22 protein-coding genes and 2 rRNA genes (1 of these 24 running past the window's edge) are annotated in these 21,566 nt (G+C 51.6%); 23 read left to right on the top strand and 1 reads right to left on the bottom strand.

Annotation, left to right across the window (positions count from 1 at the left end; all coding sequences use genetic code 11):
* From ET464_RS16940 to pssA, 9 genes are all read left to right on the top strand, one after another.
* A 23S ribosomal RNA gene (locus ET464_RS16940) occupies positions 1-1,233 on the top strand; it begins 1,724 nt to the left of the window's first position.
* An 83-nt stretch (positions 1,234-1,316) separates the two neighbouring features.
* A 5S ribosomal RNA gene (gene rrf / locus ET464_RS16945) occupies positions 1,317-1,433 on the top strand.
* 810 nt (positions 1,434-2,243) lie between these two features.
* Positions 2,244-2,705, top strand: coding sequence for a CtsR family transcriptional regulator (locus ET464_RS16950; RefSeq protein ID WP_129443000.1), 462 nt, complete (start codon positions 2,244-2,246; stop codon positions 2,703-2,705).
* A 35-nt stretch (positions 2,706-2,740) separates the two neighbouring features.
* Positions 2,741-3,259: a protein-arginine kinase activator protein McsA gene (mcsA, locus tag ET464_RS16955; protein WP_129443002.1), complete on the top strand. Its 519-nt coding sequence runs from the start codon at positions 2,741-2,743 to the stop codon at positions 3,257-3,259.
* A gap of 64 nt (positions 3,260-3,323) precedes the next feature.
* Positions 3,324-4,361 (top strand): protein-arginine kinase McsB, encoded by a 1,038-nt coding sequence (gene mcsB / locus ET464_RS16960; protein WP_425271777.1) that lies wholly within the window; start codon positions 3,324-3,326, stop codon positions 4,359-4,361.
* Between the two features lie 2 nt (positions 4,362-4,363).
* Positions 4,364-6,823: an ATP-dependent protease ATP-binding subunit ClpC gene (gene clpC / locus ET464_RS16965; protein ID WP_129443007.1), complete on the top strand. Its 2,460-nt coding sequence runs from the start codon at positions 4,364-4,366 to the stop codon at positions 6,821-6,823.
* A 279-nt stretch (positions 6,824-7,102) separates the two neighbouring features.
* Complete coding sequence (radA, locus tag ET464_RS16970) at positions 7,103-8,470, top strand: DNA repair protein RadA (RefSeq protein ID WP_129443009.1); 1,368 nt, start codon at positions 7,103-7,105, stop codon at positions 8,468-8,470.
* Between the two features lie 10 nt (positions 8,471-8,480).
* Positions 8,481-9,557 (top strand): DNA integrity scanning diadenylate cyclase DisA, encoded by a 1,077-nt coding sequence (gene disA / locus ET464_RS16975; protein WP_129444529.1) that lies wholly within the window; start codon positions 8,481-8,483, stop codon positions 9,555-9,557.
* Between the two features lie 88 nt (positions 9,558-9,645).
* The gene (gene pssA, locus ET464_RS16980) at positions 9,646-10,395 is read left to right on the top strand and encodes a CDP-diacylglycerol--serine O-phosphatidyltransferase (protein WP_129443011.1); all 750 of its coding nucleotides are present in this window, start codon (positions 9,646-9,648) and stop codon (positions 10,393-10,395) included.
* A gap of 101 nt (positions 10,396-10,496) precedes the next feature.
* Here pssA and ET464_RS16985 read toward each other — a convergent pair whose 3' ends face one another.
* Complete coding sequence (locus ET464_RS16985; RefSeq protein WP_129443013.1) at positions 10,497-10,892, bottom strand: nucleoside triphosphate pyrophosphohydrolase family protein; 396 nt, start codon at positions 10,890-10,892, stop codon at positions 10,497-10,499.
* A gap of 186 nt (positions 10,893-11,078) precedes the next feature.
* Between ET464_RS16985 and ET464_RS16990 the strand changes: the two genes are divergently transcribed.
* The 14 genes from ET464_RS16990 (at position 11,079) to nusG (ending at position 21,521) form a co-directional block, all read left to right on the top strand.
* Positions 11,079-12,170, top strand: coding sequence for a PIN/TRAM domain-containing protein (locus ET464_RS16990; protein WP_129443015.1), 1,092 nt, complete (start codon positions 11,079-11,081; stop codon positions 12,168-12,170).
* 74 nt (positions 12,171-12,244) lie between these two features.
* Positions 12,245-12,955 (top strand): 2-C-methyl-D-erythritol 4-phosphate cytidylyltransferase, encoded by a 711-nt coding sequence (gene ispD / locus ET464_RS16995; protein ID WP_129443017.1) that lies wholly within the window; start codon positions 12,245-12,247, stop codon positions 12,953-12,955.
* 29 nt (positions 12,956-12,984) lie between these two features.
* Positions 12,985-13,467, top strand: a complete 483-nt coding sequence (gene ispF, locus ET464_RS17000; RefSeq protein ID WP_129443019.1) for a 2-C-methyl-D-erythritol 2,4-cyclodiphosphate synthase — start codon at positions 12,985-12,987, stop codon at positions 13,465-13,467.
* 52 nt (positions 13,468-13,519) lie between these two features.
* The gene (gene gltX / locus ET464_RS17005; protein WP_129443021.1) at positions 13,520-14,980 is read left to right on the top strand and encodes a glutamate--tRNA ligase; all 1,461 of its coding nucleotides are present in this window, start codon (positions 13,520-13,522) and stop codon (positions 14,978-14,980) included.
* A gap of 410 nt (positions 14,981-15,390) precedes the next feature.
* Positions 15,391-15,585 (top strand): hypothetical protein, encoded by a 195-nt coding sequence (locus tag ET464_RS17010; protein ID WP_129443023.1) that lies wholly within the window; start codon positions 15,391-15,393, stop codon positions 15,583-15,585.
* Entirely contained in the window at positions 15,557-16,219 is a 663-nt protein-coding gene (cysE, locus tag ET464_RS17015) for a serine O-acetyltransferase (RefSeq protein ID WP_129443025.1), read from the top strand. The genes ET464_RS17010 and cysE overlap by 29 nt, the downstream gene beginning before the upstream one ends.
* On the top strand, positions 16,216-17,652 hold the full coding sequence (gene cysS / locus ET464_RS17020) for a cysteine--tRNA ligase (protein WP_129443027.1): 1,437 nt from the start codon (positions 16,216-16,218) through the stop codon (positions 17,650-17,652). Before cysE ends, cysS begins: the two co-directional genes overlap by 4 nt.
* Positions 17,649-18,152, top strand: a complete 504-nt coding sequence (locus tag ET464_RS17025) for a Mini-ribonuclease 3 (RefSeq protein ID WP_129443029.1) — start codon at positions 17,649-17,651, stop codon at positions 18,150-18,152. The genes cysS and ET464_RS17025 overlap by 4 nt, the downstream gene beginning before the upstream one ends.
* Positions 18,153-18,180: 28 nt before the next feature.
* Positions 18,181-18,939 carry a 23S rRNA (guanosine(2251)-2'-O)-methyltransferase RlmB gene (gene rlmB, locus ET464_RS17030; RefSeq protein ID WP_129443031.1) on the top strand — a complete coding sequence of 253 codons (759 nt, stop codon included), beginning with the start codon at positions 18,181-18,183 and terminating at the stop codon, positions 18,937-18,939.
* A 3-nt stretch (positions 18,940-18,942) separates the two neighbouring features.
* Positions 18,943-19,470, top strand: coding sequence for an NYN domain-containing protein (locus ET464_RS17035; protein ID WP_129443033.1), 528 nt, complete (start codon positions 18,943-18,945; stop codon positions 19,468-19,470).
* Positions 19,471-19,629: 159 nt separating this feature from the next.
* Positions 19,630-20,280: an RNA polymerase sporulation sigma factor SigH gene (gene sigH, locus ET464_RS17040; RefSeq protein ID WP_129443035.1), complete on the top strand. Its 651-nt coding sequence runs from the start codon at positions 19,630-19,632 to the stop codon at positions 20,278-20,280.
* Positions 20,281-20,586: 306 nt separating this feature from the next.
* Complete coding sequence (gene rpmG, locus ET464_RS17045) at positions 20,587-20,736, top strand: 50S ribosomal protein L33 (RefSeq protein ID WP_129443037.1); 150 nt, start codon at positions 20,587-20,589, stop codon at positions 20,734-20,736.
* An 18-nt stretch (positions 20,737-20,754) separates the two neighbouring features.
* On the top strand, positions 20,755-20,964 hold the full coding sequence (gene secE, locus ET464_RS17050; protein WP_129443039.1) for a preprotein translocase subunit SecE: 210 nt from the start codon (positions 20,755-20,757) through the stop codon (positions 20,962-20,964).
* Between the two features lie 23 nt (positions 20,965-20,987).
* Positions 20,988-21,521 (top strand): transcription termination/antitermination protein NusG, encoded by a 534-nt coding sequence (gene nusG, locus ET464_RS17055; RefSeq protein ID WP_129443041.1) that lies wholly within the window; start codon positions 20,988-20,990, stop codon positions 21,519-21,521.
* Positions 21,522-21,566: the final 45 nt, after the last annotated feature.

The raw sequence follows: 21,566 nt of genomic DNA on the forward strand, positions 1-21,566 counted from the left end.
GCGGAGTAACTCTCGTTAAGGAACTCGGCAAAATGACCCCGTAACTTCGGGAGAAGGGGTGCCTCGGTAGGGTGAATAGCCCGAGGGGGCCGCAGTGAAAAGGCCCAAGCGACTGTTTAGCAAAAACACAGGTCTGTGCGAAGCCGCAAGGCGAAGTATACGGGCTGACGCCTGCCCGGTGCTGGAAGGTTAAGGGGAGCGGTTAGGGGTAACCCGAAGCTGTGAACCGAAGCCCCAGTAAACGGCGGCCGTAACTATAACGGTCCTAAGGTAGCGAAATTCCTTGTCAGGTAAATTCTGACCCGCACGAATGGCGTAACGACTTGGGCGCTGTCTCAACGAGAGATCCGGTGAAATTTTAATACCTGTGAAGATGCAGGTTACCCGCGACAAGACGGAAAGACCCCATGGAGCTTTACTGCAGCTTGATATTGGACTTTGGTACGATCTGTACAGGATAGGTGGGAGCCTGGGAAGCATGAGCGCCAGCTTGTGTGGAGGCGACGTTGGGATACCACCCTGATCGTATCGGAGTTCTAACCCGCTACCGTGAATCCGGTAGGGGGACCGTGTCAGGCGGGCAGTTTGACTGGGGCGGTCGCCTCCTAAAAAGTAACGGAGGCGCCCAAAGGTTCCCTCAGAATGGTTGGAAATCATTCGGAGAGTGCAAAGGCATAAGGGAGCTTGACTGCGAGACCAACAAGTCGAGCAGGGACGAAAGTCGGGCTTAGTGATCCGGTGGTACCGCATGGAAGGGCCATCGCTCAACGGATAAAAGCTACCCTGGGGATAACAGGCTTATCTCCCCCAAGAGTCCACATCGACGGGGAGGTTTGGCACCTCGATGTCGGCTCATCGCATCCTGGGGCTGAAGTAGGTCCCAAGGGTTGGGCTGTTCGCCCATTAAAGCGGTACGCGAGCTGGGTTCAGAACGTCGTGAGACAGTTCGGTCCCTATCTGTCGTGGGCGTAGGAAATTTGAGAGGAGCTGTCCTTAGTACGAGAGGACCGGGATGGACGTACCGCTGGTGTACCAGTTGTTCCGCCAGGAGCACCGCTGGGTAGCTATGTACGGACGGGATAAGCGCTGAAAGCATCTAAGCGTGAAGCCCCCCTCAAGATGAGATTTCCCAGTATGTAAGACCCCTTGTAGACGACGAGGTGGATAGGTTCGGGGTGGAAGCGCAGCAATGCGTGCAGCTGACGAATACTAATCGGTCGAGGGCTTATCCTAAATCAAGCTAAAGATTCATTGCATACCCTTTCGCATCCAGTTTTCAAGGCGCAAAACCTTGAAGGTTTACGCTGTAAACCACGTTTGGTGGCGATGGCGGAGGGGAACCACGCGTTCCCATACCGAACACGACCGTTAAGCCCTCCAGCGCCGATGGTACTTGGACCGCAGGGTCCTGGGAGAGTAGGACGTCGCCAAGCACGAAGAACCTGTCACAGTCTTGTGGCAGGTTTTTTTGTGTCCTTAATAATTAATGGATTAAATAATGGTTTAGCATTATGGTTTGTTTCCGGTTGTGAATTGGCAAAGCATCACAAACAGCTTACTGTTGTCCACATCACGCACAATGGGGGGTAACTGGCCCTTGGTGCACCGAAGGATAAGCAGCATTGATTAACCGATGCATTACCTCCTGTGAGCAGGCGCTTTAGCAGCGAAATCGACTCGGGTTATCCCCTTGTTTGCCCACAAGTCTGCATAACTTCATGGTTAGCAGCAGCAGATCATCTAGAATAAACGGGATAACCGGCTGCATCAGCTGAAATTATGCACATGTGAATAGTTGTCTAAATTCCGCAAAAGCCTTCTTATTGAGATTTTACCCCCAGCATGCAGTTCCTCTTATACACACTTTTGTTCACAAGCTGTTTATTTATGTGAATGAACGATGCTTTCACACCACATAATAAATGAATGATCGAATAAGTTCCGGCCGGCGCTGTCTATGGGTATAAATAAGCATGGACCGCATCATGCTAGATCATAACGGCTTTCAAAATAAGGATTTGAAAATCGTCTGAAAATTTAAACTCCATCTCTTGACCTTTTTTGATTTTTGCGTATAATGAATTTAAAGTCAAAGAAAGTCAAAGTCAATTGCAGCTGCTGAATAGAGCTGTTCCGCAGCGGTAATCTTCTTGCTAAACGCAGGCGGATTACAGCCAAATCCAGGCTAAAGTTTCATTCAGCCGGTACAGCGATATTTGCAGCATTTCATGGAGGTTGGTGATATGCGCAACATTTCCGATCTCATTGAGCAGTACTTGAAGCAATTGCTGCAGAACAGTTCGGATGGAGCTGTTGAGATTCAGAGGAACGAGCTTGCTGACCAATTCTCGTGTGTTCCTTCGCAAATTAACTATGTCATCAGCACCCGTTTCACCTTGGAGAAAGGTTACATGGTGGAAAGCAAAAGGGGCGGCGGCGGTTATGTGCGCATTCAGCGGGTTGAGCTGCCGGCATTAAAAAACATTCAGTTCCACATTAATGAAACGATTGGTGATTGTGTGGAACAAAGTGTTGCCGAAGGACTCATTTATCAGCTGGAGGAAGCGGAATTGATTACAAGACGGGAAGCCAATCTGATCCGGGCAGCGATATCCAGAGACACGATTGCAGTCAAGCTTCCGCTTCGCGATGAGATTCGGGCACGCCTTCTGAAATCGATGTTAATTACGCTGCTAATCCGTTAGGCGAGTAGTGTAGCTCGAAAGGAGGGGCAACATTCGTGATTTGTCAGGAATGCGGTAAAAGGCCGGCAACACTCCATTTTACAAAAATCGTTAATGGTGAAAAAACGGAGTTTCATATATGCGAGGCATGCGCGAGGGAAAAAGGCGAAAGTTTACCCGGTGCGCCCAATGGCTTTTCCATCCATAGCTTGCTGTCGGGGCTGCTTGATTTTGAGCCTGCAGGAGCAGCAGGCGGCGGGGTAAAGCCAAAGGCTGCCCGGTGTGATGAATGCGGCCTTACTTATGCGCAGTTCAGCAAAATCGGCCGTTTTGGCTGCAGCTCATGCTATAAGCATTTTGCAGATCATTTGGATCCGTTGTTGAAGAGGGTTCACGGCAACACGGTGCACGTCGGGAAAATACCAAAAAGATACGGCGGGCAAATCCAGTATAAGCGCGAAATTGAGCAGCTTAGACGGGATATGCAAGGCCGTATTGAAAGGGAAGAGTTCGAAAGCGCGGCTTTAATCCGCGACCGGATTCGTGAACTGGAAAAAAAGATCAGCGATTTGTAAAGCAGGAAGGAGGGGCGTATCTGTGGAACAACGCCATTTCTCGCAGCAAGCGTTAAGCGAATGGATGAAGCATGATGGTCCCGATTCCGATATCGTGATCAGCAGCAGAGTTCGGCTGGCCCGCAACTTGCGGCGGCATCCTTTTCCAATGCTTGCGACCAGCAGTCAGTCCGAAGAAGTGATGAAGCAGCTGATTGAAATCGGCAAATCCGATCAGCTCGCCCAAGTGGGCAAGTTCGAGACGATTGTTTTATCGGACTTGAATGAACTGGAGCGCAGAGTGCTGGTGGAAAAACATTTAATCAGCCCGAATTTGGCCAATGATTCACGCGGCGGGGCGGTTATATTAAGCGATAATGAATCCGTCAGCATTATGATTAACGAAGAAGACCATCTGCGCATTCAATGTTTGTATCCGGGATTCCAAGTACAAGAAGCTTGGGGACTGGCTGGCAGAATTGATAATATATTTGAGGAGAAAGCGGAATACGCTTTTGATGAAAAGTTTGGTTATTTGACGACTTGTCCTACGAATGTCGGGACGGGCATTCGGGCTTCGGTCATGATGCATTTGCCGGCGCTGGTGCTGACGCAGCAAATTAACCGGATTTTGTCCGCCATTACGCAGGTAGGCCTTGCCGTTCGCGGTCAATACGGCGAAGGTAGCGAGGCGCTTGGCAATTTGTTTCAAATATCGAACCAGATTACGCTGGGACAATCGGAAACGGAAATTATCGATAACCTGTACGGCGTAGCCAAGCAAATTATCGAGCATGAACGTGCGGCAAGATCAAGGCTGCTGACAGAGTCGCGGCTGAAGGTCGAAGACCGGATCAAACGTTCCTACGGCATATTAAAATATGCGGCGATTATGGACTCGAAAGAGGCTTCGCAGCGGTTATCCGATGTTAGGCTTGGAGTAGATTTAGGATTGTTGCAGGAAGTTACGCCTACGGTGATGAATGAATTAATGGTGATGACTCAGCCAGGCTTTTTGCAGCAAACGTTCAAGGAGAAGATGAATCCGGAAACACGCGATGTAAGACGCGCCGAACTTATCCGCAAGCAATTGCGGGGGCAAACTGAATTTGGGGGTGCTTGAACATGATGTTTGGAAGATTTACGGAACGCGCACAGAAGGTATTGGCTTTAGCGCAAGAGGAAGCGGTCAGACTTGGCCATAATAATATCGGGACAGAGCATATTTTGCTTGGTCTCATTCGGGAGGGCGAAGGCATTGCAGCGAAAGCGCTCATTGGCCTAGGGCTTGGTCTCGAAAAAATACAGGATGAGGTAGAAGCGCTTATCGGCCGCGGACAGGAGCAGCCAACGAATATCGCTTATACGCCGCGGGCGAAAAAAGTGATTGAGCTGTCGATGGACGAAGCCCGCAAGCTGGGCCACACTTACGTGGGCACGGAGCATATTTTGCTTGGCCTCATCCGTGAAGGCGAAGGTGTTGCGGCAAGAGTGCTCAACAACTTGGGCATCAGCCTGAACAAAGCGCGCCAGCAAGTGCTGCAGCTGCTTGGCAGCAGCGAAGCGGTATCGAGCAATCATGGCACGCAAGCCAATGTCAGCACGCCAACGCTGGACGGCTTGGCTCGTGACTTGACTGCAATTGCCCGCGAAGGCAATCTGGATCCGGTTATCGGGCGCAGCAAAGAAATTGAGCGTGTTATTCAAGTGCTCAGCCGCCGCACGAAAAACAATCCGGTGCTGATCGGCGAACCTGGGGTCGGTAAAACCGCCATTGCTGAAGGCCTCGCCCAAAAAATTATTGAAAATGAAATTCCGGAAACATTGCGCGACAAGCGCGTTATGACGCTTGATATGGGCTCTGTTGTAGCCGGAACCAAATATCGCGGCGAATTCGAAGACCGCCTGAAAAAAATTATGGATGAAATCCGCCAAGCCGGGAACATTATCTTGTTCATCGACGAGCTGCACACGCTCATTGGCGCAGGCGGCGCGGAGGGCGCCATTGACGCCTCCAACATCTTGAAACCGGCGCTGGCGCGCGGCGAGCTGCAATGCATCGGCGCCACCACGCTGGACGAATACCGCAAATATATCGAGAAGGATGCTGCGCTTGAACGCCGCTTCCAGCCGATTACGGTCGACCAGCCTTCGCCGGAAGAAGCGATTCAAATTCTGATGGGTCTCCGTGACCGTTACGAAGCGCATCACCGTGTAAAAATTACGGACGAAGCCATTGTGCAGGCGGTGAAGCTGTCTGACCGTTACATTACGGACCGTTTCCTGCCGGACAAAGCGATTGACCTCATCGACGAGGCCAGCTCCAAAGTGAGACTTCACACGTATACGGTACCGCCTAATCTGAAACAGCTGGAAAACCGCCTTGAAGATATCCGCAAGGAAAAAGACGCGGCGGTGCAAAGCCAGGAGTTTGAGAAAGCAGCGGCGCTTCGTGATACGGAGCAAAAAATCCGCGAAGAGCTTGATACAACGAAAAACCAATGGAAAGAAAAACAAGGCCGCACCGATTCCGAAGTGACACCTGAAGATATTGCGCAGGTTGTTGCCAGCTGGACCGGTATTCCGGTCATTAAGCTGAAGGAAGAAGAAACGGAGCGCCTGCTCAAAATGGAATCCATTCTCCATGACCGCGTCATCGGTCAGGACGAAGCGGTTAAAGCGGTATCGAGAGCGATCCGCCGCGCACGCGCGGGGCTGAAAGATCCGAAACGCCCGATGGGCTCGTTCATCTTCCTTGGCCCAACCGGTGTCGGCAAAACGGAGCTCGCAAGAGCGCTGGCAGAAGCGTTGTTTGGCGACGAGAATGCCGTTATCCGCATCGACATGTCGGAATATATGGAGAAACATTCGACGTCCCGTCTGGTCGGTGCTCCTCCGGGATATGTCGGCTACGAGGAAGGCGGCCAGCTGACCGAAAAAGTACGTCGCAAGCCGTATTCGGTCGTCTTGCTGGACGAAATCGAAAAAGCGCATCCGGAAGTATTCAACATTCTGCTGCAGGTGCTTGAGGATGGCCGCTTGACGGACTCCAAAGGCCGTGTGGTCGACTTCCGCAACACGCTGATCATTATGACGTCGAATGTAGGCGCAGACCAAATTAAACGCAATTCGTCGCTTGGATTCACAGCCGTACACGATTCCGGCCGCGAATTTGCGCAAATGAAAGATAAAGTGATGGCGGAACTGAAGAAAAGCTTCCGTCCGGAGTTCCTGAACCGGATCGATGAAACAATCGTGTTCCATTCGCTGGAGCAGGAGCATATTTCGCAGATCGTTTCGCTGATGGCCGACGATCTCCGCAAACGGCTGCGTGAGCAGGAAATCGACTTTGTGCTGACGGACAGCGCGAAGGCGTTCCTTGCCAAAGAAGGCTTCGATCCGGCTTACGGGGCGCGTCCGCTTCGCAGAGCGATCCAGAAGCATATTGAAGACCGCTTGTCGGAAGAGCTGCTCACCGGCAAAATCGTCAAAGGCGATACCTTCACAATTGATGAGAAGGATGGCGAATTGACCGTCACGAAAACGGAAGCTGAAGCTGCGCCTACAGAGCCTGCGGCCCGTTAAAAACGCATAAGCACAAAAAAGCTTTCTCCCGTAAAAGGAGAAAGCTTTTTTGCATGCTGACGCGCTTTGTTTCATTGCAGCGCCTATTGCTGCCCAAAACCGCAGAACAAAGCCAAAAGCCGGAGAAAAGCATAGCTATTGCAGTTTGCGCCAGGAAAGGGAGGGGGTTTATCCCATTCGCATTAAATGGTAAAATTCAAGAGAATACGGGAGTTATGTATGCAACAGGTTGAATCGTTTGAACTGTTCATGTCATGCTCAATGCAGAAGGAGCCGGCTATGGCAAAAATAAAAATGAAATTCGTGTGTACCGAATGCGGCACCGAATCGCCTAAATGGCTCGGGAAATGCCCGGGCTGCGGCTCATGGAATTCTATGGTCGAGGAACGCGAAACGGTTATTAAAACGCAAGGGGTCGGCTTATCAAGCGTTCAGATGAAAGAAAAGCCGAAATCCATCATACATATAGAAAGTGAGCAGGAACCCCGCATTGAAACACGCATGAAGGAGCTGAATCGCGTGCTTGGAGGCGGTGTTGTTCCCGGCTCGCTTATTCTTGTTGGCGGGGACCCCGGCATCGGCAAATCGACTTTGCTGCTGCAAACTTCACATGCTCTTGCATCCAAAGGGCTTAAAGTGCTTTATATTTCGGGCGAGGAATCGGTACGCCAAACACGCATGAGAGCAGACCGGCTGGGCGCTTTGACCGAAAGCTTGTTTGTACTATGCGAGACGAATATGGAGAACATTAATGAAGCGATCGAAACGATTCAGCCGGATTTTCTCGTGATTGATTCCATCCAGACCGTATTTGATCCTAATGTGCAGTCCGCTCCGGGCAGTGTGGCGCAGGTGAGGGAATGTACCGCCCATTTTATGCGGATTGCCAAAATTAAAGGAATCGCTACAGTCCTTGTTGGCCATGTTACGAAGGAAGGGGCAATCGCGGGTCCGCGTTTGCTGGAGCATATGGTTGACTGCGTACTTTATTTTGAAGGAGAACGCCACCATACATACCGGCTGCTGCGTGCAGTGAAAAACCGGTTTGGCTCAACCAATGAGGTCGGCATATTTGAAATGAGCGAAGACGGACTGCGGGAAGTGGATAATCCTTCGGAACTGTTTCTGTCGGAAAGGCCGCTTGGCGTATCGGGTTCGACAGTTGTCGCAAGTATGGAAGGGACGCGCCCGATGCTGGTCGAATTGCAGGCACTTGTTGCAACCACGCATTTTCCTTCGCCGCGGCGGATGTCGGCCGGTCTTGACCATCATCGGATGGCGCTTATTATTGCGGTGCTGGAGAAACGGATCGGATTATTCCTGCAAACCCAGGATGCCTATGTGAACGCCGCAGGAGGAGTCAAACTGGATGAGCCGGCGGTTGATTTGGCCGTTGCAGTAAGCTTGGCTTCCAGCTTTAAGGATGCGCCAACGCGTCCGTATGACGTTATTTTCGGAGAAGTTGGCTTGACGGGCGAGGTAAGGGCTGTATCCAGAGCAGAGCAGCGGGTAAAGGAGGCGGAGAAGCTGGGGTTTAAGCGGGTCATTATGCCGGAAAAAAGCTTAAAGGGCTGGAAGCCGCCTGCAGGTATAGACATTATCGGCGTAAACACGGTTGCGGAAGCACTTTCTGCAGCGCTTGAATAGGGGGCAAATGATGAAAGAGCAGAACCAGATGGAAGTCATGAATCAATTATTGCAATTAGTCGCACCAGGAACCCCATTCCGCGATGGACTTGAGAACGTTCTTCGCGCCAAGACCGGAGCGCTTTTGGTTGTCGGCTACAGCCCGGAAGTAATGGAAGTAGTGGATGGCGGGTTTTCGATCAACTGCGATTTCTCGCCTAACTACTTGTATGAGCTTGCCAAAATGGACGGCGCCATTATTTTGAGCGAGGACTTGCGCCGGATTTTGTACGCCAATACACAACTCATTCCGAACAGCTCCATTCCCTCCATCGAGACGGGAATCCGGCACCGTACGGCTGAACGGGTCGCGAAGCAAACCGGGAAACTTGTTGTATCCATTTCGCAGCGGCGCAATATTATTACGTTGTACCAAGGCAATCTGCGTTACTCGCTGAAAGATATCGGCGTCATATTAACGAAAGCCAATCAGGCTATTCAAACGCTGGAGAAGTACAAAGCGGTATTGAACCAATCGTTCACGAACTTGTCCGCCCTTGAATTCGAAGAGCTGGTGACGCTGCAGGATGTCGCTCACGCGATTCAGCGTGTGGAGATGGTGCTGCGGGTTAAGATGGAAATTAAGCGGTATGTCAATGAGCTGGGGACGGAAGGGCGTCTGATCAGCATGCAGATGGATGAGCTGGTGGACGGCGTCGAGGAAGATGCATGGTTTTTGCTGAAGGATTATGCCAAAGACAACTCGGATGAGAAACTGAAGGAAATCCGGCTGGGGCTGAAGAAACTTGGCGCCGACGAAATGCTCGAAGCATCGCCGATCTTGCGCCTGCTTGGCTATACGCATACCGGTTCGATGGCGGAAGAAGTTGTTTCTCCGCGCGGTTACCGGCTGCTGAACAAAATTCCGCGCCTGCCGCTTGTCATTATGAATAATTTGGTGGAACGTTTTGGGCGTTTGCCGCATATTTTAATGGCAACGATTGAAGAACTGGACGAGGTCGACGGCATCGGCGAGGTGCGTGCCCGGGCGATTAAAGACGGTATGAAACGGATTCAAGAGCAAATGTTCATTGACAGGCATATCTAATCCGCTTACAATGAATGGATTGCTTGCTTGAAGCGTTAGTATACTTGGTTGAAGGCTTTTAGGGCATAGTAGAGAAGAGGTGGAACAGATGATCATTAAATCGATACCGAGCCTTCTCACGGTTGGAAATTTATTTTTAGGCGTTATTTCGATTATTCTGGTGTTTAACGATAAGCCGGAGAATGCCGCGATGATGGTCATTATTGCCATGCTGCTTGATGGCGTGGATGGGCGGGTAGCCCGTGCACTTAATGCTCAAAGCGAGTTTGGCAAAGAGCTTGATTCCCTTGCAGATGTGATTTCATTTGGGGTAGCCCCTGCGTTTTTGATGTATGTAACGGCTTTTCAGGATTTAAATCCAACGCTCGCTTGGATTATTACCGCATTGTTCCCGGTTTGCGGCGCGCTTCGTTTAGCGCGGTTTAATGTCATAACAAGCTCGGCGGGATACTTTATCGGCTTGCCGATTCCAGCAGCAGGCGGAGTGCTTGCAACGCTTGCTTTGTTTGAAGGGGATATCAGTGTTTCCGTATTGGTTGCGACGATGCTTGTGCTTGCCTTGTTAATGGTCAGCACGATTAAATATCCGAATTTTAAAAAGGTCGGCATTTCCAAAAAAGCGCTTTGGGCAGTTCCGGTTATCATTGCGGTAACGGTACTGCTGGGCTTGTTGTTCCCGGACGATTTGTCCAAAATTATTTTTATCCCGCTGTTGCTGTATGCGATTTACGGATTAAAAAAAAACGTTGAACGCCGTGTTTGGAAGCGGGAGCCGCTTGTCAGAACGGACAGTACCGACCGGAACGAAGAGCAGAACCAGTCGGAGCATACAGCTTGATTTGCATTAACATGGTTAATAACCCGGCTGCAGAAGCCAAAAAGGATGTGCCTTGATACGCTGGGATCAGCGTCAAGGCACATCCTTTTTTTTGTACTCGTTCAGGTCATGTTGAAAAGCCCAAGCGTGGAGCATCGGTTATATTCGTCTGCAACAACTTCATCCAGTTTAATATCGAGCAGGTTGCACATCGCTGCCATATAAAACAGATTGCGACCCAGCTCCGATTTGACGACATCCCGGCAGTTTTCGCACAGGTCGCCGTAGAGGTGGCTTTCAAGCGTTATTTTTGCGTTTTCCAAATTTAAATCATTGGAATACTGCTGCTTGCGTGCATGCAATTCAATGCAGCCGCAATCCGTGACAGCCTTGGAGAGGGCACGGTTGACGGATGCACCGGATTGGCCAAACTTAGACATGACATCCATCAAGCTGCGATGTCGGAGCAGCAGCTCAGACACCTGCGTTTGATACTGATCCAGCGTTGGCGTGCTCATCGGTCCACCTCTTTCATCAGTATGTTCAATCAGTTCCCATGACTATATTTACCTTGTCACCTATTATAGACCTCCAGTGGCTGCTTTTCAAAATGAAAAAAAGTTTATTTCTTTCCATACTTTATGCCTGCGCTACGATTAGGCTGCCATTTATTGGACCATAATTGGTAGTGGAGGTGAAAATGAATGATAAAACGAATAATTCAATTTATGGGGTTACTGATAGGCGGATTGTTGGGCAATGAATGGTATGGTTCAATAAATGGTTTAGGAATGTGGTCGGAAAGCGGCCTTATGCAACGGTCGGGAAGCTATTATTTATATGTGGGAGCCGGCGCGATGATCGGTATCATTGTAGCTACGCTATTTGCCGGCACCATTATCCGTCTGCTGGAACGCGGTTCGGAGAAAGCGGCTGCGATGCCGATGCAGGATTTGCTCGCCGGGGCGGGCGGGATGCTTATGGGGCTGCTGCTTGCGGTATTGCTGTATCCGGCTGTGCCGGGGCTTAAAGGCATCGGACAAGCTGTACCCGCGGTTATGGCGCTTGGATTTGGTTATATCGGCATGCGCATCGGCCTGAGGAAAAAGGAAGAGCTCGCAGCCGGTCTGAGCATGCTGCTGGAGCCGCGCAAGGCTGAACGGCCGAACGAAACGGGCAAAGGTTTTGAAGAGCATAAAATTTTGGATACAAGCGTTATTATCGACGGCAGAATTGCGGATATTTGCAAGACCGGATTTATCGAAGGCACACTTGTTATTCCGGAATTTGTGCTGGAAGAGCTGCAGCATATTGCTGACTCTTCGGATTTGCTGAAACGGAACCGCGGCCGCAGGGGCCTGGACATCCTGAACAAGATTCAAAAAGAGCTGGATGTGAAAGTGCTTATATACGAAGGCGATTTCGAGGAAATCGGCGAAGTGGACAGCAAGCTCGTGAAGCTGGCTAAAGTGCTTGGCGGCAAAGTGGTAACGAATGATTTTAACTTGAACAAGGTATGTGAGCTGCAAGGCGTTTCGGTGCTGAACATTAACGATTTGGCAAACGCTGTGAAGCCGGTTGTGCTGCCGGGCGAAGAAATTATTGTTCAAGTGATCAAGGACGGCAAGGAGCACGGGCAAGGCGTCGCTTATTTGGATGACGGGACGATGATTGTCGTCGAAGGCGGCCGGGACTATATCGGTACGACAATGGAAGTTCTGGTGACAAGCGTTCTGCAGACGTCAGCGGGCCGGATGATTTTCGCAAAGCCGAAGCTGTTGGAAAAAGCGCTGTAACGAGGTATGATAATGATATTGTCGCCGTTTGAGATACGGCGGGGAAGTACAGTGCGAGGCAGGTTGATGGCAGCATGGAAGCAAAATGGGGAGTTGTTGTCGTAGCGGCCGGCCGCGGCACGCGTATGGGCACAAGCGAAAGCAAGCAATATTTGCTGCTGGGCAATAAGCCGATATTGGTTCATACGCTTGAACTATTCGAATCAATGGCGGAAATAGCGGAAATTGTTGTCGTGACGGGAAGCGGGGAAATCGGACGCTGCCGGGAGCTGGCGGAGCAATACGGGCTGCACAAAGTGCGGCATGTCGTTGCCGGAGGAAGCGAGCGGCAGCATTCGGTCTATAAAGGTATAGCAGCGCTTGGTAATCGGGCGGACTGGGTCATGGTGCATGACGCTGTCCGTCCGTTTGTGACGTCTGAAGCCGTCCGGGCATGCTGTTCGGCTGCGGAACAGCATGGTGCCGCCGTGCTTGCTGTGCCGGTTAAGGATACCATTAAGCAAGTGAATGAAGCGGGTATCATTACGGCTACGCCTGACCGCAGCCGCTTATGGGCAATCCAGACACCGCAGGCGTTCCGGCGCGAACTGCTGGCGGAAGCGCATGAGCAGGCTGCCGCAGCGTCATTTGTAGGCACGGACGATGCGATGGTGGTGGAACGGATGGGCGTTCCGGTAGCTGTGGCTGCAGGCGACTATACAAACATTAAAATTACAACGCCGGACGATTTGCCCTATGCGGAATTTTTGCTGTCCCAGCGGGACAGGCGGGAAGCCGCGGAATAAAGCCGGCTACAGGAGAGGGGAACAGAAGGATGATACGGGTTGGTCAAGGGTTTGACGTTCATCAGCTGGTGGAAGGAAGGCCGTGTATTATAGGCGGGGTTACGATTCCGTATGAGAAAGGGCTGCTCGGCCATTCCGATGCGGATGTGCTGCTGCATGCCATTTCGGATGCCGTGCTGGGCGCGCTTGGTTTAGGCGACATCGGAAAGCATTTTCCGGATACGGATGAAGCGTTTAAAGACGCCGACAGCTTGAAGCTGCTGGACCATGTATGGGCGCTTGCGAAGGAGCGGGGCTACAAGCTCGGCAACATTGATTCTACCATTATTGCGCAGAAGCCTAAAATGGCGCCGTATATCCCCCAAATGGCGGAAGTGATCGCCAAAGCGCTTGAAGCGGACGTGACGCAGGTGAATGTAAAGGCGACTACAACCGAGCAGCTTGGCTTTACCGGCCGGGGAGAAGGCATTGCCGCTCAATCGGTTGTTTGTTTGGTCCGGGATGTGCTATAGTTACTCACATTAATGAAACAGGCAGGTAAAATTGGAAGGGAGAGCTTTGAAGATGACGCAGGAAGTGCGCGTACGTTATGCTCCGTCTCCGACGGGCCATTTACATATCGGCAATGCAAGAACGGCTTTATTTAATTATTTATTTGCACGAAACTTGGGCGGCAAGCTCATTGTCCGCATCGAGGATACGGACGTGAAGCGCAATGTGGAAGGCGGCGAGCAAAGCCAGCTGACCTATTTGAAATGGCTGGGCATGGACTGGGATGAAAGCGTGGATGTAGGCGGCGGATACGGACCGTATCGCCAGACCGAACGCCTCGATATTTACGAGAAGTATTGGCAGGACCTGCTGGACCGCGGCCTTGCTTACCGCTGCTATTGCACGGAGGAAGAACTGGAGCAGGAGCGCGAGGAGCAGATTGCAAGAGGCGAAACGCCTCGTTATTCCGGCAAGCACCGTGACCTGACGGAAGAGCAGCGCAAGGCGTATGAAGCGGAGGGCCGCGTAGCGAGCATCCGGTTCCGTGTGCCGGAAGGCAAAACATACGCTTGGGACGATATGGTGAAGGGCACGATTTCATTTGATACGGCGGAGACGGGCGATTTTGTCATTGTGAAAAAAGACGGCATCCCGACGTACAACTTTGCGGTTGTGCTGGATGACCATCTGATGCGCATCAGCCACGTGCTGCGCGGGGAAGACCATATTTCCAATACGCCGCGCCAGCTGATGATTTACGAAGCGTTTGGCTGGGAACCGCCGCAATTCGCGCATATGACGCTTATTGTGAATGAGAGCCGCAAAAAGCTGAGCAAACGCGATGAGTCGATTATCCAGTTTATCGAGCAATACGATCAGCTTGGTTATTTGCCGGAAGCGATGTTTAACTTTATCGCCCTGCTTGGCTGGTCGCCGGAAGGCGAGCAGGAGATCTTTACGCGCGAAGAGCTGATCGCCGCGTTTAGTGCCCAGCGCCTGAGCAAAAGCCCGGCTGTTTTTGATACGCACAAGCTGAGCTGGATGAACGGTGAATACATCAAGAAAACGGACTTGAACCGTCTCGTGGATATGTGCCTGCCGCATTTGCGCAAGGCCGGCCGCGCAGCGGATGACCTTGATGCCGAAGGGCGCGAATGGGTAACGAGCCTGGTGGCGCTGTATCAGGATAAGCTTCGTTCGGCAAGCGAAATCGTGCCGCTTACGGAACTGTTCTTCCAGGATGAAGTGACAGATGAAGCGGAAGCGGCGGAGGTGCTGGCGGAAGAACAGGTGCCGGCGGTGCTGGCCGCATTCCTGGCCCGTCTCGAAGCAGAGGCTTCTTCTTTTACGGTTGACGGCATTAAAGATTCGATCAAGGCGGTACAGAAGGAAACCGGGTTTAAAGGAAAACAGCTGTTTATGCCGATTCGTGCTGCCTTGACCGGACAGACGCATGGACCGGACCTGAACCAGTCGATCGTGCTGCTGGGCAGGGACAAAGTGATCTCCCGCTTGAAAAGCCGCTTGGCTTAAATGAACTTGGGCGGCCTTAACGATATGGGCGGGAAGCGGGCAATTGTTTCCAATACCCTTGTCACTTTGGATTGTATTGGCGTATACTGTATTTGAAATTGCGAGAACGTTCGTTTTCTTTACTTACAAACTTAACAGCTGTGAACAGGATAGTACGTTTATGCTGGATTTGCAGAGAGGACAACCGTCATCCAAACCGGCGCTGCTTTGCGGTGTAAGTGCAAGATGTAGGCTGTAAGTTGTCTATTCCGTATAAACCGAAATGCACCTGGGAGCTCTGTTCCGATACGTTATTCCGATGACAGCAGCCGCAGCGGACACTGCGGGGCGCGGTTGGCCCGCACGGCAACTGTCTGGCGGAAGCGGGGTAGGAAGCAGCGTCTAGCCTTCGTTACAGGCGGATAAGATGGATGGCCCGCATAGCGCCGCAGCAGGTTGTGCTGCTAGCGCTGTACGCCGGAGTGATGGGGACGGCCTATCCAAGCAGAGTGGAACCGCGTAATGTTACGCCTCTGCAGCCTATGGCTGCGGAGGCTTTTATTTTTTGTACACGCGGATGGAGAGGAGCAATGAATCATGTTTCGCCGTATCCGGTCGGATATTGAGACAGTATTTGAGAACGACCCCGCTGCCCGGAGCCGCTTCGAAGTCATTTTTACGTATTCCGGCCTTCATGCCTTGTGGGCGCACCGAATCGCTCACGCTTTTTTCCGCAAGCGCTTGTTTACTATCGCACGTATTATTTCCCAAATCAGCCGCTTTATGACCGGGATCGAAATCCATCCGGGCGCCCGCATCGGCGAGCGGTTTTTCATTGACCACGGCATGGGCGTTGTGATAGGCGAAACATGTGAAATCGGGAACGATGTTGTCATTTATCAGGGGGTTACGCTGGGCGGTACAGGTAAAGAGAAAGGGAAACGGCATCCCACTATCGGCAATAATGTGGTTATCGGTTCCGGAGCAAAGATACTAGGTTCGTTTACAGTTGGCGATAATTGCAATGTAGGTTCCAATGCGGTTGTTCTTCGTGAAGTGCCTCCCAATTGTACGGTTGTAGGCAATCCCGGACGGATCGTAAAAAGAAACGGAGAGCGGGTCAGCAGGCTTGATCATAATCAGCTGCCGGACCCGGTGGTAGAAATGTTTCGCGAGATGCAAACCCAAATCGACAGGCTTCATCAAGAGCTTGAGCTGCTGAAGAAGCAGCCTGTTCCAGGAGGAGAATTCAAACAATGACGGTTTCGATTTACAACACGATGACCCGTTCGAAGGAAGCGTTCAAATCGCTCGAACCGGGAAAAGTGAATATGTACGTATGCGGCCCAACCGTTTATGACTATATCCATATCGGCAATGCGCGCCCTGCCATCTTTTTTGATGTGGTGCGCCGGTATTTGGAGTTTACAGGCTATGATGTGAATTATGTCGTGAACTTCACGGATGTGGACGACAAGCTGATCCGCAAAGCGGAGCAGCTGGGCGAGACCGTACCGGAAGTGGCGGAGCGGTTTATTGCAGCGTTCCGGGAAGACATCGCAGGGCTGGGCATCCGCCCGGCGACTCTTAATCCGCGGGTTACAGAGCAGATTCCGGAAATTATCGCTTTCATCAAAGGGCTGGTCGACACGGATTACGCTTATGCCAGCGATGGCGATGTTTATTTCCGCACTTCCAAATTTGAGGAATACGGCAAGTTGTCCCATCAAAATTTGGAGGAGCTGCAGTTCGGCATCCGGATTGAAGTAGGCGAGCGGAAAGAGAACCCGGCCGACTTTGTGTTATGGAAAGGCGCTAAGCCCGGGGAAATCAATTGGGAAAGCCCTTGGGGGCCGGGCCGTCCAGGCTGGCATATCGAATGCTCCGCAATGGCCCGCAAGTTTTTGGGGGATACGCTGGATATTCACGGCGGCGGCCACGACTTGCAGTTCCCGCATCATGAATGCGAGGTGGCACAGTCGGAAGCGTTGACCGGCAAACCGCTGGCGAATTATTGGATGCATAACGGGTACATTCATATTAATAATGAGAAAATGTCCAAGTCGCTGGGCAACGGCATTACGGTGCATGAGCTGCTGAAGCGGATTAAGCCGCAGGCAATTCGTTACTTCATGCTGTCGGCGCATTACCGCAGCCCAATCAATTTCAGCGACGATACGATCGCACAAGCGGAAAAAAGCGTGGAGCGCATCGCCAACAGCGCTTCGAACTTGAAGCATCGTCTGGCCGCGCTGGGCGAGCAGCCGGCGGCCGCAGCTGAAGCGGGAACGATTTTGCCTTCCGGCGAAGCGGAACTGGATGCGAAGCTTGCGGCTATTCTGGAGCAGTTCCAGGCGAAAATGGACGACGACTTTAATACGCCGGATGCGATTACCGCTTTGTTCGACCTGGTAGCAGAAGCGAATCAGTACATGAACCGCAGTGAGGCTTCGGCTGCAGGACTCAAGTCGCTGCTGCACTTGCTGGAAACGCTGGACCGGGTGCTCGGCCTGCTGCCAGGCAGCGCCGATGATGAACTGCTTGACGGCGAGATCGAGCAGCTCATTGTGGAGCGCACGGAAGCGCGCGCCAGCAGAAACTGGTCAAGAGCCGATGAGATCCGTGATTTGCTGACGGCCAAAGGCATCGTTCTGGAGGATACCCCGCAAGGGATCCGCTGGCGGCGCAAATGAGCGGTAACGATCATAAGCTGACGCAGCACAAAGCGTCAGACGGAGAAGCGAAGCGGAGTGCCGCTTCGCTTTTGCCGGAGAGCGGAGTAGACCATGCGGGCGCAAGCCCGCTTCTGTTCTATCCGCCTTCGAAGCAGGTGAACCTGATGAACCCGGTAGTGCTCGCTTATGTCGGGGACGCGGTATTCGAACTGCTGGTCCGGCAATATCTCGTCGCCGGGCCTAACCATAAGTCGCATATTTTGCACAAGGATGCAACGGCGATTGTGTCGGCCAAAGCCCAGCGCGCCATGCTGGAGCGGCTGCAGCCGCTGCTGACCGAAGAAGAAGCGGAGATCGTCCGCCGCGGACGCAACTCCAAATCGGGAGCGCCGCCGAAAAACGCCGACCCTGCCGATTATCGACAGGCGACGGCGCTGGAATGCTTATGCGGCCATTTATTTTATCAAGGGAAAACGGAACGGTTGCAGGAACTGTTTGCAGCGGGATTGCCGGACTAGGACATCCCGTTATGGAGGAGGAAGAACAATGTCGAACCACGACACCGATACGCAGGAACTAATTGCGGGTAAACACCCGGTTATGGAAGCTTTGCGCTCCGGCCGGGAAATCAATAAAATTTGGATTGCGGAAAATGCGCAAAAGCATTTGACCATTCCGATCATGACCGAGGCGAAAAAGCTGGGCATCGTCGTTCAGCATGTGGACAAGCGCAAGCTGGACAGCATGGTGCAGGACGTGCCGCATCAGGGAATCGTTGCCCAGGCGGCTGCTTATCAATATGCCGAGATTGAGGATATTCTGGCTGTGGCCAAAGAGCGGGGAGAGACGCCGTTTCTGCTGCTGCTTGATGAGATCGAGGATCCCCATAACCTGGGCTCCATTCTCCGCACGGCGGAATGCACCGGCGTTCACGGCGTCATTATTCCAAAGCGGCGTTCCGCAGGCTTGACCGCAACAGTGCTTAAGACGTCGGCAGGCGCTGCCGAACACGTGCCGGTTGCCCGGGTAACCAACCTGGCCCAAACCATTGACCGCCTGAAGGAAGAAGGCGTCTGGATCGCCGGTACGGATGTTGCTGCGAAACAGGATGTATACGATACCGGTTTTGATCTGCCGCTTGCCGTAGTCATTGGCAATGAAAGCAAAGGAATGGGGCGCTTAATTAAAGAAAAATGCGATTTCCTCGTCAAGCTTCCGATGCTGGGCCAGCTGAACTCGCTTAACGCTTCCGTTGCAGCAGGTGTGCTGATGTATGAGGTTGTAAGGCAGCGGCGGCAAGGTTAGCGCATGAGCCGTCGCGACGATATTATTCTTGTTGACGGCTACAATATGATCGGGGCTTGGCCCGTTCTCGCCAAACTGAAGGACAAAGGACTGGAGGAGGCAAGGGACAAGCTTCTCGACATGCTGGCCGACTATCAGGGCTTCACCGGCAGGAAAGTTTACGTTATTTTTGACGCCCATCAAGTTCCCGGACTTGGAGCCTCCTACTCCCAGCATAAGCTGAACATTGTTTTTACAAAAGAGAAAGAAACGGCGGATGAATGCATTGAACGGCTCGTATCTGAGCTGGCGCTTCGCCGCCGTGACATCTATGTTGCCACCTCCGACCTGGTTGAGCAGCATGTCACCTTCGGAAGAGGAGCGCTCCGGATATCGGCCAGGGAACTGTTAATCGAAATTGTGCAAAACCGGAAAAACATCGAACGGCGGTTGAGCGAAGACAACAGCCAGATCAAACGCAATACGCTGCAGGGCAATGTGAAGCCGGATGTGCTGTCGCAGCTGGAGAAATGGCGGCGGGGAGATTCCTAGCAACAAAATTACCGTTTTGTTACAAAATTAGGCATAGTTTTATAGTTTATACAGCCAAATCGGTTGACGGTAAAAGGTTACATAATGTATACTGACTCTATATTTGCTAGATGCTAGCCCATCTGGCAGTGTACGCCTTGCAGGCCGGAGGGATAGTTCGTGAGCATCGACCTCAGAGAGTGGAGTACGCTGGAATACGGTTGCAGTACGGACGAGGAGATCGTCGAAGCGGTACGCAATGGCGACAGCTTAGCACTGGAATACTTGATTAATAAGTATAAAAATTTTGTTCGTGCCAAGGCTCGTTCCTACTTTCTCATCGGCGCCGACCGTGAAGATATTGTGCAGGAAGGCATGATAGGCTTGTATAAGTCTATTCGTGATTTTCGCGGGGACAAGCTTGCGAGCTTCAAAGCGTTTGCGGAGCTGTGCATAACGAGGCAGATCATTACGGCCATTAAGACGGCAACAAGGCAGAAGCATATTCCGCTGAACTCGTACGTGTCGCTGGACAAGCCGATTTATGATGAGGATTCGGACCGGACGCTTCTTGATGTCATTTGCGGCACTCGCGTTTCTGACCCCGAGGAGCTCATTATTAACCGTGAAGAGTTTACCGGACTCGAGGACAAAATGTCCGAAATTTTAAGCGATCTGGAGCGCAAAGTTCTGATGCTTTATTTGGATGGGCGATCATACCAGGAAATCGCCGTTGATCTTGACCGGCATGTGAAGTCGATCGACAATGCTTTGCAGCGCGTGAAACGGAAGCTGGAGCGTTATTTGGAAGTCCGCGATATTAGCGGTTAATGAGTTGAAATGTATAGGAATGGATCATCCAGGCTGTCTGACCATCCGCCACATGCGGAGCGGGAGGGCGGCCTTTTGTAGTTTATGATGTTGGGATTGTGACTATACTGCTAGAGAATCCCGATGTTGCCGCCGCTTCCAATAAATAGCGGGCGGTTCATTTGCATTGACAGTGAAAATGCCATGTGATAAAGTGTTTAGGTAGGCCTGAAAATCAAGGTTTTTTTTGGTTAGGCCCCAATGAGTCGAAGGTGTTATAGCAGCATCATGATTCATATTTAGTAGCAGTTCGGGAGGTGTACTTCAATGCGGGTAATTATCACGTTGGCTTGCACAAACTGCAAACAAAGAAACTATACGAGCAATAAAAACAAGCGCAACCACCCCGACCGCATCGAGTTGAAGAAGTTTTGCAAGTTCTGTAACGAGCAGACTCCTCATCGCGAGACGCGATAGTCAAATGGAGGTGTGAGCGTGGCGTTTTTTGCTAATGTGAAGCGTAGCTTCGGCAAAACGTTTGGTTTCTTTACCGACAGCTGGGCAGAGCTCAAGAAAGTCCGCTGGCCAAATCGTAAAGAGTTGACAAGCTATTCGATCGTTGTACTCTTGACGGTCCTGTTTGTGACGATTTACTTTTGGGTTCTTGACATCGGGATCTCAAGTTTGGTTGAACTGATTGTTTAAGAAGGGTCCAAAGGTGGATTGTGATGGAAAAAAGATGGTATGTCGTGCACACTTACTCTGGCTATGAGAACAAGGTGAAAGCCAATCTCGAGCGTCGCGTTGAATCAATGGGTATGGAAGACAAAATCTTCCGCGTACTCGTCCCTATGGAAGAGGAACTGGTAGACAAGGATGGCAAGAAGAAAACGGTCATGCGTAAAGTCTACCCGGGTTACGTCCTTGTGGAAATGATTCAGACGGATGATTCTTGGTATGTTGTTCGTAATACGCCGGGCGTAACGGGATTTGTTGGTTCGACAGGTTCCGGTTCCAAGCCGACTCCGCTCATGCCTGAAGAAGTGGAACAAATTCTGAAGCACATGGGTATGGATGAGCCAAAACCGAAAATCGAATTCGAATTGAAAGAAACCGTCCGCGTCAAAGTAGGCCCTTTTGCAGACTTTGTTGGCTCCGTAGAAGAAATTCTGCTCGACAAAGCGAAGCTTAAGGTACATGTGAACATGTTTGGCAGGGAAACCCCGCTTGAGCTGGATTACACTCAAGTGGAGAAGATATAAACATCCGGTTTCCGGAATACCGCTTGGATATCAAGGCAAGGAGGT

Source organism: Paenibacillus protaetiae, from assembly GCF_004135365.1.
Taxonomy (GTDB): domain Bacteria; phylum Bacillota; class Bacilli; order Paenibacillales; family Paenibacillaceae; genus Paenibacillus_AP; species Paenibacillus_AP protaetiae.